Annotated in this window: 15 protein-coding genes; 6 read left to right on the top strand and 9 right to left on the bottom strand. The window is 74.0% G+C overall.

What is annotated here, in order from left to right; genetic code table 11:
* Window positions 1-1,497, bottom strand: a 1,497-nt coding sequence (locus tag AB0L06_RS16465; RefSeq protein WP_500231840.1) for a sensor histidine kinase, incomplete at its 3' end; no start/stop codon positions are given.
* Entirely contained in the window at window positions 1,494-2,222 is a 729-nt protein-coding gene (locus AB0L06_RS16460) for a response regulator transcription factor (RefSeq protein ID WP_500231839.1), read from the bottom strand. The genes AB0L06_RS16465 and AB0L06_RS16460, both read right to left, overlap by 4 nt.
* 137 nt (window positions 2,223-2,359) lie before the next feature.
* Between AB0L06_RS16460 and AB0L06_RS16455 the strand changes: the two genes are divergently transcribed.
* The 3 genes from AB0L06_RS16455 (at window position 2,360) to AB0L06_RS16445 (ending at window position 5,100) form a co-directional block, all read left to right on the top strand.
* Complete coding sequence (locus tag AB0L06_RS16455; RefSeq protein ID WP_500231838.1) at window positions 2,360-3,727, top strand: ferredoxin reductase family protein; 1,368 nt, start codon at window positions 2,360-2,362, stop codon at window positions 3,725-3,727.
* 91 nt (window positions 3,728-3,818) lie between these two features.
* Complete coding sequence (locus AB0L06_RS16450) at window positions 3,819-4,319, top strand: FMN-binding protein (RefSeq protein WP_500231837.1); 501 nt, start codon at window positions 3,819-3,821, stop codon at window positions 4,317-4,319.
* Window positions 4,312-5,100, top strand: a complete 789-nt coding sequence (locus tag AB0L06_RS16445; RefSeq protein WP_500231836.1) for an FAD:protein FMN transferase — start codon at window positions 4,312-4,314, stop codon at window positions 5,098-5,100. The genes AB0L06_RS16450 and AB0L06_RS16445 overlap by 8 nt, the downstream gene beginning before the upstream one ends.
* A 9-nt stretch (window positions 5,101-5,109) precedes the next feature.
* Here the strand turns inward: AB0L06_RS16445 and AB0L06_RS16440 are convergent, their stop codons facing one another.
* Together AB0L06_RS16440 and AB0L06_RS16435 are read right to left on the bottom strand one after the other, a co-directional pair.
* Window positions 5,110-5,691: a hydrolase gene (locus tag AB0L06_RS16440; RefSeq protein WP_500231835.1), complete on the bottom strand. Its 582-nt coding sequence runs from the start codon at window positions 5,689-5,691 to the stop codon at window positions 5,110-5,112.
* Between the two features lie 80 nt (window positions 5,692-5,771).
* Entirely contained in the window at window positions 5,772-6,233 is a 462-nt protein-coding gene (locus tag AB0L06_RS16435; RefSeq protein WP_500231834.1) for a MarR family winged helix-turn-helix transcriptional regulator, read from the bottom strand.
* 126 nt (window positions 6,234-6,359) lie between these two features.
* On the opposite strand from AB0L06_RS16435, the gene AB0L06_RS16430 reads away from it, so the two are divergent.
* Entirely contained in the window at window positions 6,360-7,211 is an 852-nt protein-coding gene (locus AB0L06_RS16430) for a DUF72 domain-containing protein (protein WP_500231833.1), read from the top strand.
* A 22-nt stretch (window positions 7,212-7,233) separates the two neighbouring features.
* Here AB0L06_RS16430 and AB0L06_RS16425 read toward each other — a convergent pair whose 3' ends face one another.
* Window positions 7,234-10,086, bottom strand: coding sequence for an AfsR/SARP family transcriptional regulator (locus tag AB0L06_RS16425; RefSeq protein WP_500231832.1), 2,853 nt, complete (start codon window positions 10,084-10,086; stop codon window positions 7,234-7,236).
* A 247-nt stretch (window positions 10,087-10,333) separates the two neighbouring features.
* Here AB0L06_RS16425 and AB0L06_RS16420 point away from each other — a divergent pair, with 247 nt between their 5' ends.
* Both AB0L06_RS16420 and AB0L06_RS16415 read left to right on the top strand, forming a co-directional pair.
* Entirely contained in the window at window positions 10,334-11,509 is a 1,176-nt protein-coding gene (locus AB0L06_RS16420; RefSeq protein WP_500231831.1) for a cytochrome P450, read from the top strand.
* Window positions 11,506-12,294, top strand: a complete 789-nt coding sequence (locus AB0L06_RS16415; RefSeq protein WP_500231830.1) for an SAM-dependent methyltransferase — start codon at window positions 11,506-11,508, stop codon at window positions 12,292-12,294. Before AB0L06_RS16420 ends, AB0L06_RS16415 begins: the two co-directional genes overlap by 4 nt.
* A 192-nt stretch (window positions 12,295-12,486) precedes the next feature.
* Here AB0L06_RS16415 and AB0L06_RS16410 read toward each other — a convergent pair whose 3' ends face one another.
* From AB0L06_RS16410 to AB0L06_RS16395, 4 genes are all read right to left on the bottom strand, one after another.
* The gene (locus tag AB0L06_RS16410; protein WP_026413192.1) at window positions 12,487-12,807 is read right to left on the bottom strand and encodes a histone-like nucleoid-structuring protein Lsr2; all 321 of its coding nucleotides are present in this window, start codon (window positions 12,805-12,807) and stop codon (window positions 12,487-12,489) included.
* A 14-nt stretch (window positions 12,808-12,821) separates the two neighbouring features.
* Entirely contained in the window at window positions 12,822-13,184 is a 363-nt protein-coding gene (locus AB0L06_RS16405; RefSeq protein ID WP_026413191.1) for a histone-like nucleoid-structuring protein Lsr2, read from the bottom strand.
* Between the two features lie 482 nt (window positions 13,185-13,666).
* Window positions 13,667-14,689 (bottom strand): hypothetical protein, encoded by a 1,023-nt coding sequence (locus tag AB0L06_RS16400; RefSeq protein ID WP_500231829.1) that lies wholly within the window; start codon window positions 14,687-14,689, stop codon window positions 13,667-13,669.
* Window positions 14,690-14,835: 146 nt separating this feature from the next.
* A complete protein-coding gene (locus tag AB0L06_RS16395) occupies window positions 14,836-15,813 on the bottom strand; it encodes an ArsR/SmtB family transcription factor (protein WP_500231828.1) in 978 nt (325 codons plus the stop codon).
* Window positions 15,814-15,843 lie beyond the last annotated feature (30 nt).

Below are 15,843 nucleotides of genomic sequence, written 5' to 3'. Positions count from 1 at the left end.
CGCGCGGCGCCGCGCCCCCCTCCCGCCCGCGGGGCGGGGGGGGGGGGCGCGGCGGGGGGGGGGGGGGGGGCCCCCCCCCACGCCGCTCACGATGGCCAGCCCCAGCCCGGTGCTCCCGGACGCGCGGGACCGTCCCCGGTCCCCCCGGACGAACCGCTCGAACACCTCGTCGCGGAGGTCGGCGGGCACGCCCGGCCCGTCGTCCTCCACCTCCAGCACCGCACCCCCGCCCACCCGCGGCCGCTCCAGCCGGACGGTCACCCGGGTCCCGGGCGGGGTGTGCGTGCGGGCGTTGGCCAGCAGGTTCGCGAGCATCTGGTGCAGCCGGTGCTCGTCCCCCCGGAGCGTCACCGGCTCCTCGGGCAGCTCCATCGTCCAGCGGTGGTCCGGGCCCGCGGCGCGGGCGTCGGCGACGGCGTCCAGGACCATCCGGGTGAGGTCGACCTGCTCGGCGGCCAGCGGGCGGCCCGTGTCGAGCCGGGCCAGGAGCAGCAGGTCCTCCACCAGGTCGCCCATCCGCACCGACTCGGCCTGGATCCGGCCGAGCGCGTGCCGGACATCCTCCGGCACACGGTCCGGGACGCCGCCCTGCCCGCCGTCCCGGCGGCGCAGCGCCAGCTCGGCGTGGCCGCGGATCGTGGCGACCGGGGTGCGCAGCTCGTGGCTGGCGTCGGCGGCGAAGGTGCGCAGCCGCTCCTCGCTGGCGTGCCGCCGGGCGAGCGCGTCGGCGACGTGGCCGAGCATCCGGTTGAACGCCGCGCCGACCTGTCCGACCTCGGTCCGCGGATCGGCGTCCGGGACCCGCTGGGGCAGCTCGACCTGGCCGCTGGCCAGCGGCAGCTCGGCGACCCGCGACGCGGTCGCCGCGACCCGGCGGAGCGGACGCAGCGTCAGCCGCACCCAGCCCGCGGCGGCGACCGCCGCGAGCACCAGGACGGCCCCGAACACCACCATCTCGACCCGCACGAGCCGGCCCATCGTCTCCTCCACCGGACGCAGCGGCATCCCGGTGACCAGCACGTCGCCGTCGTCGCCCTTGTAGGCCGCCATCCGGTAGCCGCGCAGCGCCGACAGCCGGACGGTGCGGGGCTTGCGGTCCGGCCGCAGGGCGGCGAGCGCGCGGGCGTCGGCGGCGCTGACCGGGACGCGCACGACCTCCTGGTCCCGGACGACGCCGGCGTCGGTCACCCGGCCGTTGACCAGCCGCGCGGCGAACGTCTTCGGCGGCACCCCGCGGGTGTCGGGGACACGGTTGTCGGCGTCCGGCCGCCGCTCGTGCTCCAGCCCGGCGGGCAGGCGCGCGCCGAGGGCGACGATCTGCTCGTCGACGCGTCCGACCAGGAAGCCGCGCAGCGCCGTGACCGTCGAGAACCCGACGGCCAGGCAGCAGAACGCCAGCAGCGCGACCAGCCCGAGCGTGAGCCGCGCCCGCAGCGTCCGCGGAAGCAGGCCGCGCAGGGCCTCCGCGACCGGCTCCGCGAAGGAGAACCGCCTCACCGGGGCTCCGGCTTGAGGACGTAGCCGACCCCGCGGACGGTGTGGATCATCGGCGTCCGGCCCGCGTCGATCTTCTTGCGGAGGTAGCTCACGTACAGCTCGACGACGTGCGCCCGGCCGCCGAAGTCGTAGCTCCAGACCCGGTCGAGGATCTGCTCCTTGCTCAGCACCCGCCGCGGGTTGCGCATCAGGAACCGCAGCAGCTCGAACTCGGTCGGGGTCAGCTCGACGACCTCGCCGTCCCGGGTGACCTCGCGGGCGTCCTCGTCCATGCTGAGCCCGCCCACGGTGAGCAGCGCGGCCGCGGCGGCCTGGCGGGCGAGGCCGGCCCGGCGCAGCAGCCCGCGCAGCCGGGCGAGGAGCTCCTCCAGGCTGAACGGCTTGGTGACGTAGTCGTCGCCGCCCGCGGTGATCCCGGCCACCCGGTCCTCCACGGCGTCCCGGGCGGTGAGGAACAGCACGCAGACCTCGGGCGAGGCGGCCCGCAGCTCGCGCAGGACGCTCAGGCCGTCGATGTCGGGGAGCATGATGTCCAGCACCACCGCGTCCGGCCGGAAATCGCGCGCGATCCCGATCGCCCCGGCCCCGTCGGCGGCCGTCCGCACCTGCCAGCCCTCCTGGGCCAGGACGCGCCCCAGCACGTCGGTCAGGTCCGGCTCGTCGTCCACCACCAGCACGCGGACGGGAGACCCGTCGGCGTGGCTCAGTCCTCGAAGATCTTCCATGGTCCCCCCAGTCTCACCTCCTTTCCTCTGAGTTCCCTCTGCATCGACTCAGAAGCGCGGGGTGGACCACGGGTTCTGAGGGTTCTCAGAGATTCGGGTGGCACTGTGACGGGACGCCGATCGAAAGGGGGGTTTCCATGACCGCGGTCCGTTCCGGGCACACCGTGCCGAACACGCGCCGCACGCATGCGGGGCCACACCGCCGTGGCCTCCGGCCCGGATGGGTCCTCGGCGTGATCTACGCGGGGGCCCTGGCGGTCCTGGCCCTGTGGTGGCAGAACACGGACTCGGTGGTGGGGGCCGCCGGGTGGCTGACCGACGGGGCCCGCATCACCGGGCTGCTGGCCGGCTACGGCTGCGCGGTGCTGCTCGCGCTGATGGCCCGCGTCCCGGCGATGGAGAACGGCGTCGGCGCCGACCGGCTCGCCCGCTGGCACGCCGCGGGCGGCCGCTACACCGTCTGCCTGGTCGCCGCGCACGTCCTGCTGATCATCTGGGGCTACGCGCTGACGGACCGGAAGAACGTGATCGGCGAGACCGGCGACCTCGTCTTCCACTACCCCGAGATGCTCAAGGCGACGCTGGGCACGCTGCTGATGTTCGCGGTCGGGATCACCTCGGCGCGACTGGCCCGGCGGCGGCTCCGCTACGAGGTCTGGCACCTACTCCACCTGGGCACCTACCTGTCGATCTTCCTGGTGTTCTTCCACCAGCTCGCGAACGGCGCCCAGTTCGTCGACCGGCCGCTCGCGAAGTACTTCTGGTACACGCTGTTCATCGGCGTCTCGCTCGTGCTGGCCTGGTACCGCTTCGTCGTCCCCGTCGCGCGGAACCTGCGGCACCGGATGCGGGTGTCGGAGGTGCGCTTCGAGTCGCCGGGCGTGGTGTCGGTGTACGTCACCGGCCACCGCCTGGACGACCTGGCGGCGCGGCCCGGCCAGTTCTTCCGCTGGCGGTTCCTCGCGCCGGGCATGTGGTGGGCCGCGAACCCGTACTCGCTGTCGGCCCCGGCCCGGGACGGCCTGCTGCGGATCACGGTCAAGGCGGCCGGCGACCACAGCCGCGGGCTGGTCCGGCTCCGTCCGGGCACGCGGGTCTGGGCGGAGGGCCCGTACGGCGCGTTCACCGAGGCCAAGCAGACCCGGCGGCGGGTGCTGCTGCTCGCCGGCGGCGTCGGGATCACCCCGCTGCGCGCGCTGTTCGAGACGCTGCGCGGCGACGTCACCCTGATCTACCTGGCGCGCCGTCCCGAGGACCTGGCGCTCCGGGACGAGCTGGAGGCCATCGCCGCCCGCCGCGACCGCCGCGTGCTGTGCTTCGTGGACGACCCCGCCGAGTACTCCCTCTCCCTCACCGGCGACTCCCTGCAGGCGGTCGTGCCCGACGTGGACGAGCGGGACGTGTACCTCTGCGGCCCGCCCGGCATGACGCGCGCGGCCCACCGCGCGCTGCGCGAGGCGGGCGTCCCCGCCCGGCACGTCCACCACGAGTCCTTCGAGTTCTGATGATCCACCGGGTTCTGATGATCCAGAACCGGCCGCACCGAGTCACGACGAGTTCGATCACGGGTCCCGCGGGGCTCGGGGAGGAGAGCAGATGATGCGCCGAGCCGTCCTCGCCACCAGCGCGACGGTCGCCGGGATCAGCCTGCTGCTGGCGCTGAAGCCGCACAACGGCGGGCTCGCCGTCGCGTCCGGCTCGCCCGCCGGACGGTCCGGCGACGCGGGGTCCGCCACCGTGACGCCGCCGGAGGCGTCCGGGCCGTCCGGATCGGTGGGTCCGTCGAAGAAGGGCACGAAGTCCGGCGGGAAGTCCGGAGCGAGCGGCACCTACACCGGGAACACCATCGACACCCGGTACGGGCCCGTCCAGGTCCAGGTGACCGTGGCGCAGGGGAAGCTGACCGGGGTGAAGGTGCTCCAGACCCCGTCGGAGAACGGACGCGACCGGCGGCTGGCCGCGATGTCCGTCCCGCGCCTCACGCAGGAGGCGCTCGCGGCCGGGAACGCGCGGATCGACACCGTCTCCGGCGCCACCTACACCAGCGAGGGCTACATCGGCTCGCTGCAGAGCGCGTTGGACAAGGCCCATGCGTGAGTCCGCCCCCGCCCGCGAGGTCCGCGTCGTCCATGTGATGGGGACGGTCTTCTCGTTCGACGTGCGCACCCCGATGACGCCCGAGATCGACCACGCCCTGGACGCGGCGGAGGACCGGCTGCGGCACGTGGACGCGGTGTTCTCCACCTACCGTCCGGACAGCGAGATCAGCCGCCTCGCCGCCGGGACGCTCACCCTCGACGCCTGCCCGCCGGAGGTCGGGGAGGTGCTGGAGCTGTGCGCGGAGATCGCCGAGGAGAGCGACGGCCGGTTCACCTGGACGCCGGGCGGGCGCCTCGACCCGTCCGGGATGGTCAAGGGCTGGGCCGCCGAGGCCGCCTCGGACCTGCTGTTCGAGGCGGGCGCGACCGACCACTGCGTGAACGCGGGCGGCGACGTCCAGGCGCGCGGGTCCGCCGGGCCCGGGCAGGCGTGGCGGATCGGCCTGGCGCACCCGTACCACCGCGGCGACCTCATGGCCGTGGTGGTGGGCTCCGACATCGCCGTCGCGACGTCCGGGACGGCCGAGCGCGGCGGCCACATCGTCGACCCCCGCACCGGCCGCCCCGCGACCGGCCTGGTCTCCCTGACCCTGGTCGGCCGCCACCTGACCCACGTGGACGCCCTGGCCACCGCCGGTTTCGCCATGGGCGACGAGGCCCGCGACTGGGTCGACGGCCTGCCCGGCATCGAGGCGTTCGCGGTCACCGCCGACGGCCGCGCCTGGCAGACCCCCGGCCTCCCCGCCTGGACGGGCACTGGGGCGGCGAACCCCGAATAACGTCCTGGGTCAGTGGGTCTTGGCCAGGAGCTCCAGGATCTCGGCGGTGGTGGCGGTCTCTCCCAGGCGGGGGAAGATGCTCGCGACGCTGTGCTCGTGGGACTGGGCCGAGCGGTCGGACATCGCGTCGGTCACGAGCGCGACGTTGTAGCCGTGCTCGTGGGCGGCGCGCGCCGTGGACTCGACGCCGATGCTGGTCGCGATGCCGGTCAGGACGATCTGGGTGACGCCCCGGCGGCGCAGCTGGACGTCCAGGTCGGTGCCGTGGAAGGCGCCCCAGTTGCGCTTGGTGACGCGGATGTCGGACGGCTGCGCGCCGACCTCGTCGACGATCTCGTCCCAGCCCTCGGGCGGGGTGCCGTCGAAACGGGCGGCCTCGGTGCGGCCGGTCGGGGCGTCCGAGCCGTCCGGCGCGAAGGACACGTTGACCAGGACGACCGGCAGCCCCCGCTCGCGGAAGGCGGTGGCGAGCCTGGCGGAACGGACGACGACGTCCTCGACGGGGTGCGGCTGGGTCGGCATGCCGGCGACGCCCCGCTGGAGGTCGATCAGCACGAGCGCGGTGCGCTCGTCGAGCGTGGTGACGGCCATGGGTCTGCTCCTTGGGATACGGGCCCGTCCCGGACTCGGGACGCGGCCTCGGACTTCGGGACGCGACCGCTCGCGACCGGTCAGGACTGGGCGAGCCGGTCCATCAGCGCGAGCGCTTCGATGAGGGTCCGCCGCTCGGCCTCGGTGAAGTCGTGCTGCAGCGTGCGCGCCATCCACTCCTCGCGGGCCTTCCTGCTGCCCATGATGAAGCCGTGGCCGCTGCCGGTGAGCGAGACGAGCTGACGGCGTCCGTCGTGCGGGTCGGGGTCGCGCCGGACCACGCCCTGCTCCTCCAGCGCGCCGAGGGTCGCGGCCATCGACTGCGGACGCACCCCCTCGGCGGCGGCGAGCTCGCTCGCCGTCATCGCCCCGCCCGTGCTGAGCCGGCTCAGCACCGACGCCTGGGACGGCGTGAGCACGTCGTTCCCGCCGATCTCGCGCAGCCTGCGGCGCAGCCGGCTGAACACCACCCGCACCTCGCGGGCCGCGCGCACGGCCGACTCCCCCACCTGTTCGGGGACCTCCCCGGCGGACCTCTCCATGCCCACAACCTATATCAGCAGCCCAGCCTGTCAAGTTGAAACTGAACAGCCTGACCTGTTCTTTGCCTCCGGTCGCCCCAGCTCATACGGCGTGACGGCGCGCAGGGCCGGGATACGGTCGGGGCCATGCGGCTTCATGTGGGATGTGCGATGTGGACCCTTGCGCCCTGGAGAGGGCGGTTGGTCCCGCATCCGCTGCCGCCGAACGAACGGCTGCGCGCCTACGCGTCCTTGTGCAACGCCGTCGAGGGGAACACGACGTTCTACGCGACGCCGTCCGTGGAGACCGTGCGGACCTGGGCCGAGCAGACCTCGCCCGACTTCCGCCTCGTGGTGAAGCTGCCGAAGACGGTCACCCACGAGCACCGCCTCGTCGGGGCGGACGCGGAGATGCGGGCCTTCCTGACGGCGATGGAACCCCTCGGTCCTCGTGCGCACGCGTTGTGGGTGCAGCTGCCCGGCTCGTTCGGGCCCAACGACCTCGGAACGCTCCACGCCTTCCTGCGGCGCTTCCCGCGCTCGCACCGGCTGGCGGTGGAGGTCCGGCACCGGGCGTTCTTCGAGGACGAGCGGGCCGCGGGCATGCTCGAACGCGTCCTCGCCGGAGTGGACGCCGAATGGGTGCCGTTCGACACGGTCACGATGTTCGCCGCTCCGCCGACCAGCGACGCCGAGCGGGACGCCTGGACGAAGAAGCCCCGCCTCCCGCGCCGCTCGCGGGCGCTGACGGACCGTCCGATCGTCCGCTACCTGGGCCGGGACGACGTGGACCGCACGGTCGAGGGCTGGCGGCACTGGGTGGACGTCACGGCCGAATGGCTGCGCGAGGGCCGCTCCCCGACCGTGTTCGTCCACACGCCCGACAACGCCGAGGCGCCGGTCCTGGCCCGCCGCTTCCACGACGAGGTCCGGGCGATCGTCCCCGAGGTCGAGCCGCTGCCCGAGCCCGTCCCGGCGGAGCCCCCGACGCTCTTCTAAGCCCGGCCTTTCAGTCCGGCCTTCAAGTCGGCAGGGCGCTGAGGCTTTCGGCGAGGCGTTCACGGCAGGCGGCCGCGGCGTCGACCGCCTGCTGCGACACGAACAGGTCGATGGCCAGCCGGAGCCGCCCGACCGCCCGCGCGTGCTCGCCCATGCCCTGATGCGCGTACCCCCACTGCTCGTGGAAGTAGGCCGCGCCGAGGACGTGGTCGATGCTCCGGGTGAGCGCGAGGCCCTCCTCGCAGAGCGCGGGGACGCGGTCGTGGCGTCCGGCCTCGGCGTAGATGCGGACGAGGCTGAACAGCACGATCCCCTGGTAGGCGGGTTCGCCCAGCTCACGGCCGATCTCCAGGGCCCGCTCGGCGGCGTCGACGGCGTGCCGGTGGTCGCCGAGCTTGCTCAGGGCGAGGCCGAGCACGCGCAGGCAGCTCAGCTCGGCGTGCCGTTCCCCCGTCCGCACGGCGAGCTCCAGGCCGCGCTCGGCGTCGCGGACGGCCTCCTCGGGACGGTCCAGGGCCTGCCGGCAGAAGGCGCGCAGGCTGAGCACGCGCGACAGGTCGCGGTGGTTCTCCACCCGTTCGAACACCTCGACCGCCTCGTCCACCATCGGCAGGGCGTCCGCGGGACGGGCCTGGTCGCCCGCCAGGACGGCCGCGCTCCGGAACCGCGCGTACGCCGCGGTCTCGGGGTCCCCGGCGTCCGTGGCGGCGCGCGCGACGAGCCGCCACAGGTACTCCACCTCGACGTGCTTGCGGTGCAGGTGGGAGTGCGCGGCCAGGCGCATGACGATCCCGGTCGCGAGCCGGTGCCGGTTCGCGACGCAGGCGACCTCCACGATCGTCCGCAGGTTCGGCGTCTCGCTGTTGATCCACGCCACCGGGTCGGGCGCGACGAGCCGTCCGACGAGGTCGGCGCCGACCATGGTGTGGTTCCGGAACCGCGCCGGCGCCGGGAAGTACGGGTCGCGCGGGGCGCGGTCGTCGGCGGCGTCCACCAGCTCCAGCCAGGCGACGATCAGCCGCTCCAGCGCCGGTTCGGTGTCGGGGTCGCCTCGCAGCCGCTCGGACGCGAACTCCCTCAGCAGGTCGTGCATGCGGTACCGCGGCTGGCCGAGCCGGTCCACACCGCAGGCGGTGAGCAGGCAGCGGTCCACGAGCTCCGACAGCACCTCGCCCGCGTCGGCGGTGTCGAGCAGGATGTCGGCGACCCACGGCGCGAACGGGTGCGGGCCCGCGAGGGCGAGCATCCGGAACGCCCGCCGCGTCGGTTCGTCCAGCGCGGCGTAGGCGTGGCCGATGTGCGTGCGGACGGCGGTGTCGCCCGCGACCATCTCGTCGAGGCGCCCGGGGCCGTCCAGCAGGCCCGCCAGGTGCGACAGCGGCCACGCCGGACGCGCCGCCAGCCGCGCCCCCGCGATCCGCAGCGCGAGCGGGAACCCGTCGCAGGCCGCCGCGATCGCGTCCGCGGCGGGACGTTCGAGCGCGACCCGGTCCGGTCCGACGATCCGGGCGAGCAGGTCCACCGCCTCGGCGGGCGTCAGCGGCCGGACGTCCACGACCCGCGCGCCGTCCAGCCCGAGGTGCCGGGACCGGCCGGTGACCAGCAGCGCGCTACCCGGTTCGCCCGGCAGCAGCGGGCGGACCTGCGCCGCGTCCGCCGCGTCGTCGGCGAAGACCAGCACCCGCCGCCCGGCCAGCCGCGACCGGTAGAGGGCGGCGCGGCCGTCCAGGGTGTCGGGGATGTCCCCGTTCGGGACGCCGAGCGCCCGCAGCACCTCGCCCAGCACCGCGACGGCCTTGCGCGGGACCATCGAGGCCCCGGCGAGCTGGATGTGGATCTGCCCGTCCGGGAAGGCGTCCTCGACCGCGTGCGCGACGTGCAGCGCCAGCGCCGTCTTCCCGATCCCGGGCGGGCCCGTGACCTGCACGATCGGCGGGACGGTCGCGCTCGCGGCGGCGCGGAGCAGCTCCTCGGCGGCCGCGCGGTCGGCGTGGTGCCCGGTGAAGTCGCGCAGGCCGGGCGGGAGCTGGCGCAGCGGCGGCAGCTCCCGGACGGACCACGCGTGCGTCCCGTCCATCTCCTCCGCGTCGTCGCGGCGGACCCGCTCGGCCAGGTGGCGCAGCACCTTGCCCGGCTCGCTCCCGGTCGCGGCCATGATCGCCGCGCGCGTCCGCTCGTAGGAGTGCAGCGCCTCCGCCTTCCGGCCGGACCGGTGCAGCGCCAGCAGCAGCGCCGCCGAGAACGGCTCGTTCAGCGGGTCGTCCTCCAGCCACGCGCGCAGGTCGGGGATCAGATCCGGATGGCGGCCGAGCGTGAGCAGCGTCTCCGCCGCCTCCTCCCGGACGCGCCGCCGCTCCCCCAGCAGGCCGGCGCGGACGCCCGCGAGCGACGGCGTCCAAGGCAGGTCCTCCAGCACCGGCTCACGCCAGAGGTCCAGCGCCTGGCCGAACAGGTCCGCGGCGCGCCCTCTGCTCCGCTCCGCCTCGGCGGCGGCGTCGGTGGCGTCCGCGCGGGCCAGCTCCTCGCGGGCGCGGGCGGCGAGATCGCGGAAGACCGCCAGGTCGAAGATGTCGCCGGGACGCGGGACGAGCCGGTAGCCGCCGTGGCCGAGCGGCAGCCGGTCGCGGGTCAGGGCGCGGCGGACGCCGCTCAGGCACGTCTTGACCGCCCCCGCGCCGCGTCCGGGGGCGTCCTCGCCCCACAGCAGCTCCCCGAGCGCCCGCGCGGACACCGGACGGCCCGCCCGCACCGCCAGGACGCAGAGCGCGGCGCGCTGGAGCGGCTGGGACGGCTCGACCCGCGCGCCGTCGTCGGCCGTCACCTCCAGCGGCCCGAGCATCCGGATCTCCACCGGTCCTCCCTCCGTCGTGATCATGGTGGCGCACGTCCGGCGGAGGGGCGAAACGGGGCGTGGCCGGATTCGGCCACGGTCAAGCCGAGTCAGGAAATCAGTCCGGACGCGGACCGCTCCTGCCTGCGCCGTCACGATCCGCACCCGGATCGGCCGCCGCGGTCGACACCGCGTGATCGGCCCCGCGCTGACCTTCGGCTGACCTCCGAGCCCTACGCTCCTCCCCACGGACGATGATCCAGGCGGCGGGCTGCCGGACGGAGGTGACCGGTTGAGCGAGTCCGACACCCCGCCATGCCCCACCGGACAGGGCCGCGCGGCCTCCGGCCGCGCCGCGCAGGTCGTCCGCGTCGAAGCGCCGGACGGGTCGTCCGGGTGGATGGCGACCGGGTGGGAAGAGACCCGCCGCGTCCTCGCCGACCCGGTGTTCAGCCGCGCGCTCGCGGTCGGACGGACGCCCGGCGCGCACCGCCGCGAGACCTTCCTCATCGACATGGACCCGCCGGACCACCAGCGGATCCGGCGGCTCCTGGTGCCCGCGTTCACGCACCGGCGCGTCCAGCGGCTCGCGCCCCGGGTGGACGGCCTGGCCCGCGACCTCGTCGCCGCCATGGCCGCCGCCGGTCCCCCGGCCGACCTGGTGGACGACCTGGCGCTGCCGCTCCCGATCACCGTCATCGGCGAGCTCCTCGGCGTCCCGCCGCAGGACCGCGACCGCTTCCAGGGCTGGTCGGACGCGTTCCTGTCGAGCACCGCCCGCACCCGCGAGGAGATCGAGGCCGCGCACGCCCACCTCGACGGCTACCTCTCCGAACTCATCGCCGAGCGCCGGGACGAGCCGTCCGACGACCTGCTGTCCGAGCTCGTCCGCGCGCGCGACGAGGACGGCGGCCTGACCGAGCCCGAACTCGTGAACCTCGGGGTCGGGCTCCTCGTCGCCGGATACGAGACGACCGCGAACCAGCTCGCCAACTTCGTGCACACGCTGCTCACCGAGCGCGACCTCTGGGAGCGGCTCGTCGCCTCCCCCGCGCTGCTCCCGACCGCCGTGGACGAGCTGATGCGCTGCGTCCCGCTCGGCACGGAGAGGGGCATGCCGCGCGTGGCCGTCCGGGACGTGGAACTCGGGGGCGTCCTCGTGCGCGCGGGAGAGACCGTCTACGCGGCACGCCCCCTCGCCAACATGGACCCGGCGGTCTTCGACGATCCCGAACGGATCGTCCTGGACCGTCCGGAGAATCCGCATCTGGCGTTCGGGCACGGGATCCACCATTGCCTGGGGGCCCATCTCGCCCGGCTGGAACTCCGCGCGGCCCTCGGGGCGTTGATCGCGCAACTGCCGTCGGCGCGGATCGCCGTCCCCGGGGCGGACCTGCAATGGAAGGCGGGGCTGAGCGTGCGGGGGCTGCACGCCCTGCCCCTGACGTGGGAGGACGACACGCGATGAGCAACGGGGGCGGGCTCGGGCTGGCCGGGTCCGCGCGGGTCTACGACTGTCTTCTGGGCGGCAAGGACAACTACGCCGTCGACCGCGAGCTGGTCCGGGAACTGCTCGGCATCGACCCGGACCTGGTGGACGCCGCCCGCGCCAACCGCGCGTTCGTCCGCCGAGCCGTCCGCGAGATGGCGGGGCTCGGCCTCCGCCAGTTCCTCGACATCGGCTGCGGCCTGCCGACCAACGACAACGTCCACCAGATCGCGTCCCGCCACATGCCGGGCCCCCGCGTCCTGTACGTCGACCAGGACCCGCTCGTCCTCGTCCACGCCCGCGCGCTGCTCGTCGACGACGGCGACGTCGCCGTCGTCCAGGCGGACCTTCGCAAGCCCGAGGACCTCGTCGCGCAGTCCCTCGACCACGGCCTGCTCGACCCGGCCGAACCGGTCGGTGTCCTCCTCGCGTCCGTCCTGCACCACCTGACGGACGCCGAGGACCCCTGGCACGCCGTCCGCACCCTGACGGACGCCCTCCCGCCCGGCAGCGCCATCGTCCTCTCCCACCTGACGGACGCGTCCGGCGATGTCTCCGGCGATCTGGCGGCCCGCTACACCGAGGGCTGCTCTCTTCCCCTCGTCCCGCGCGACACGGCCGCCATCACGAGCCTGCTGGACGGCCTGGAGCTCCTCGCCCCCGGCGTCGTCCCGGTGGAGGCCTGGCGTCCGGAGATCTCGGCCGGGGCCCCGCCCGAGCCGTCGTCGCACTACCTGGTGGCCGCCGCGACCGTCCCCCGCTGACCACAGAGCCCGACGCGGCAGGCGATGCGACAGGCGATGCGGCGGCGGTGACTCATCGGCCCTTGCCCCACCTGGATGGGGGAAGGGCCGGGATTCGTGGGGAGCTGTGGTGTCCCTGGTGGCTTCGCACCGTACCGCCTAATTCGCGGGCGCAGGGACGGAATCGGGCCGGAAGGCACCCGATGGGTGGTACTAGTGGGTCGCGTTGTACTGTTCGATCACCTTGGCCGGAATGCGGCCGCGGTCGTTCACCGGGATGCCGTTCTGCTTGGCCCATTCCCGGATTTCTGCGCTCTGCTCACGGTTGCCCGCGCTGCGCGACGGCTTCGCCGGGCGGCGAGCGGCCTTACGGGCGTTCGCCACGAACGGCTCGAACCGCTCGCGCAGTTTCGCGGCGTTCGCAGCGTTCAGGTCGATCTCGTATCCGACGCCGTCGAGCGCGAAGGACACGGTCTCCTCGGCGTCGCCGCCGTCGAGGTCGTCGGTCATGACGACGATGGTCTTCTGTGCCACGGGGACTCCCTGCGTTACGCGTCTGGGCTGGCTTCGGGGTGCGCCTGGACGAACGCCTCATAGGCGGCGTCGGGCAGCGCGCCCTGGTCCGGGACCTCAAGGCCCTCGTTCTTGGCCCACGTGCGGACGTCGGCGTTGGTGAAACCCTTGAGCTTCACCGGGCTTTTCCGGGGCTTGCGCGAGCGCCCCGCCTGCTTCACCTCGCGCGACTTCTCGACATAGCGGGTCAGCGTGTCGAGGGTCTCACGCAGCCGCACGTCGTTCTCGTCGGACAGGTCAATGGTGAAAATCCGCCCTAGGATCTCGAAGTCGCGCTTGCGGACATCCTCGCCCTCGCCGCCATCGAGATCGTCTACCAAGATGACCTTCTCAGCCATGCGTTCCTTTCTGATTCCAGCGCCCTTTACGGTAGCGGACTTTCGCACCTCATCGCTCAACACCCGAACGCGTCGAACAACCGTTTTCCCGATCGGCGGCGCGAAGCCCCCTGTAGGCGGCCCCGAAGACCTCCGCGAGGGACTTCGAGATGTCGTCGGGGACGTCCTCGAAAGCGCGCGCGGCGAGGTGTCCGAACGGCTTCGGAGGACGGGACGCGGAAGCCGGAAGCCCTACGGTTCAAGGCGTTCGGTGATACGGCTCGTCCAAGCGCCGCTCTTCGGACACGCGGGTGAGCGGGAGCGGAGTCCCTACCTCGGAGACGCGGGAGAACGTGCGCCGGAAGGGGACGGAACACCTGGCCGGAGCCGGCGCGAACCACCCGGCGGCGACCTCGAAACGACCCGATTTCCTTACGCAGGGTGACAGGAGTTCGGTCACCGAGGTCTTTGAGATGTGACCTTGGAGACAGAGAGTCGCCTGTTCAGGGGTGCCGGGGCGGAGACGGCGGCGAAGCGGTGGCCAGTTCCAGGCCGGTGTCGACGGCGGAGGCGATGCGGTCGCGGAGGACGGACTCGGCCCGCCGGGCGTCGGACTCGAGCCGGTCGATCACCTCGACGGCGAGGGTGTCGCGGACCGTCTCGGCGAGGAGGTCGCGGTAGCGGGCGTTCTGTTCGGGCAGGTCACGCAGCACGCGCCACTCGTGGAACGCCTCGTCGGCGGCGTGCGCGGAGCGCGCGTAGGACTCCAGGGCCTCGATCCGCTCGGTGATCGAGCGCACGGAGAGGTTCAGGGCGTGGCGCTGGGGCTCCAGAAGGGCCCGGACGGGGGCGGAGAGGCGGTCGGGCTGCTGCGCGCGGCGTTCGCGGCGGAGCCGGGTGTGTTCGGCCAGCGCGGACGCGATGGCCCATTCATGCCGAGGGAGTTCGATGGTGTTGTCGATGGCGTCAAGAAGTCCGGCGGCCTGTGCCTGGGAACCGAGGACGGCGTCGATGGCGCGCTGCGCGCGCATCAGGAGCCGGGCCGCGGAACGGTCGAAGTCGGCCGGGAGCAGATAGCGGCCGTGGTGTTCCCGGGCGGCCCGGGCCGCCTCGGGTTCGCGGAGGTGGCGCAGGGCCCCGACCGTCCAGCCGGTGAATCCGGCGGCGGCGAGGGCGGCGGCGGCCTCGGGCTGGCCGAGGAGCAGCAGCGACACCTGGACGACCGGGACGACCAGCATCGCCAGCACCGCGCCGCGTCCCCATCGCAGGGCGCCGCTGAGCAGGTCGTCCTCGTCCAGGGACGCGAGGAAGAACAGCCGGATCCAGCCGCCGGGCAGGACGCCGTAGAAGAACGCGAAGACCGGGATCCAGATGATCCGGGCGGCGATCGCGGCGGGACTCGGCCGGACCGGTGGCGGGGCGGGCAGGCTCGCGGCCACGAGGCGTTCCGGGGCGGCGGCGAGCGACTCCCGTTCGTCCGCCGGGAGGGAGGGGTCGAAGACGGGCCGGGGGCGGTCGTCGGTCATGGCGGCTCCCACCGCGTCGAGGCAGTGCGTCCGGTGGCCTTTCCGTGCTATCACGGCGGACGCGGACTCTTCCAGCGCCCGGCGGGATCCCCGCAACATCCACACATTCCGTCCCTGCGGCCCCACATCTCCAGGGGCCCAGGGGGCTAGGACGGCTGGCGGAGGAGGCGGTCGCCCAAGGACGTGCGGGCGTACAGGACCGAGCGTCCCGCGCGGGAGCGGGTGACCAGGCCGGCGTCGCGCAGGACGGCCAGGTGCTGGGAGACCGCGCCCGGCGTGACGCCCAGGCGGCGGGCGAGGTCGGTGGTGGTGGCCGGGCCGTCCAGGCAGGCCAGGAGGGTCGCCTTGGGACGTCCGATGAGGTCGTTCAGCACGCCCGGACGCACCGGAGGCCCGGTCTCCCAGACCGTCGCGACGCCCCGGACCGGATAGGAGACGTAGGGCGGTTCGTCCGCGCCCAGCGGATGGTCGGGGGTCCGGAGGAACACGGCGGGCCTCAGGACCAGGCCGCGTCCCGTGATCGGAACCCGCAGGTCGGTGTGCGGATAGGCGAGGTCGAGGCTCAGCTTCCCGGCGCGCCAGCGGATCGCGGGGTGCAGGTCGGCGAACAGCAGGCGGGCGCCGCCGCGGGCGAGCCGCTGCGAGCGGTAGAGCAGATCCGCTTCGAGGACCCCGCGCATGCGGGGCCAGTGCGGGGCGAGCACGGCGTCCCAGTAGGCGGCGAGCAGCTCGGCGAGGCGGTCGCGGAACCGGGCGGGACGGTCGAGCTCGGCGGCGAGGACGTCCGACGCGGGCCGTCCCTGCAGCGCGACGCGGACGTCGGCGACGATCTTGTCCGGCGGGACGCGCCGGACCCGTTCGAGCTCGGCGGCGAAATCGGGCAGCGGGTCGTCCGGACGGGCGGTGAGGAAGTCCGGGACGGCGCGGTACGTGCCGACCAGCGCCAGCAGCAGCCCGATGTCCAGGTCGCCGAGCGCCGCGGCGGCGGACCGCAGCCACGGCTGCTGCAGGGCGTAGTAGTGCGGCAGCAGCCAGATCCGGAGACTCAGCGCCGCCTCGGCGAGCGGGGAGATGACGAAGCGCGTGTCGGCGAGGTCCTCGACGTCCAGCCCGAGTTCGATCATTTAGGCCCAGTCTAAAAGCCTGCCCCGATC

Source organism: Spirillospora sp. NPDC052269 (assembly GCF_040679435.1).
Lineage (GTDB): Bacteria > Actinomycetota > Actinomycetes > Streptosporangiales > Streptosporangiaceae > Spirillospora.
Note: the sequence above shows the minus strand (reverse complement) of the source record. Positions and strands in the feature narration are given on the sequence as shown.

Excerpts from the sequence above, each read along its gene's own strand:
- AB0L06_RS16460 (WP_500231839.1), bottom strand. The coding sequence starts at position 2,222 with ATGGAAGATCTTCGAGGACTGAGCCACGCCGACGGGTCTCCCGTCCGC.
- AB0L06_RS16455 (WP_500231838.1), top strand. The coding sequence starts at position 2,360 with ATGACCGCGGTCCGTTCCGGGCACACCGTGCCGAACACGCGCCGCACG.
- AB0L06_RS16450 (WP_500231837.1), top strand. The coding sequence starts at position 3,819 with ATGATGCGCCGAGCCGTCCTCGCCACCAGCGCGACGGTCGCCGGGATC.
- AB0L06_RS16445 (WP_500231836.1), top strand. The coding sequence starts at position 4,312 with ATGCGTGAGTCCGCCCCCGCCCGCGAGGTCCGCGTCGTCCATGTGATG.
- AB0L06_RS16440 (WP_500231835.1), bottom strand. The coding sequence starts at position 5,691 with ATGGCCGTCACCACGCTCGACGAGCGCACCGCGCTCGTGCTGATCGAC.
- AB0L06_RS16435 (WP_500231834.1), bottom strand. The coding sequence starts at position 6,233 with ATGGAGAGGTCCGCCGGGGAGGTCCCCGAACAGGTGGGGGAGTCGGCC.
- AB0L06_RS16430 (WP_500231833.1), top strand. The coding sequence starts at position 6,360 with ATGCGGCTTCATGTGGGATGTGCGATGTGGACCCTTGCGCCCTGGAGA.
- AB0L06_RS16425 (WP_500231832.1), bottom strand. The coding sequence starts at position 10,086 with ATGATCACGACGGAGGGAGGACCGGTGGAGATCCGGATGCTCGGGCCG.
- AB0L06_RS16415 (WP_500231830.1), top strand. The coding sequence starts at position 11,506 with ATGAGCAACGGGGGCGGGCTCGGGCTGGCCGGGTCCGCGCGGGTCTAC.
- AB0L06_RS16405 (WP_026413191.1), bottom strand. The coding sequence starts at position 13,184 with ATGGCTGAGAAGGTCATCTTGGTAGACGATCTCGATGGCGGCGAGGGC.
- AB0L06_RS16400 (WP_500231829.1), bottom strand. The coding sequence starts at position 14,689 with ATGACCGACGACCGCCCCCGGCCCGTCTTCGACCCCTCCCTCCCGGCG.
- AB0L06_RS16395 (WP_500231828.1), bottom strand. The coding sequence starts at position 15,813 with ATGATCGAACTCGGGCTGGACGTCGAGGACCTCGCCGACACGCGCTTC.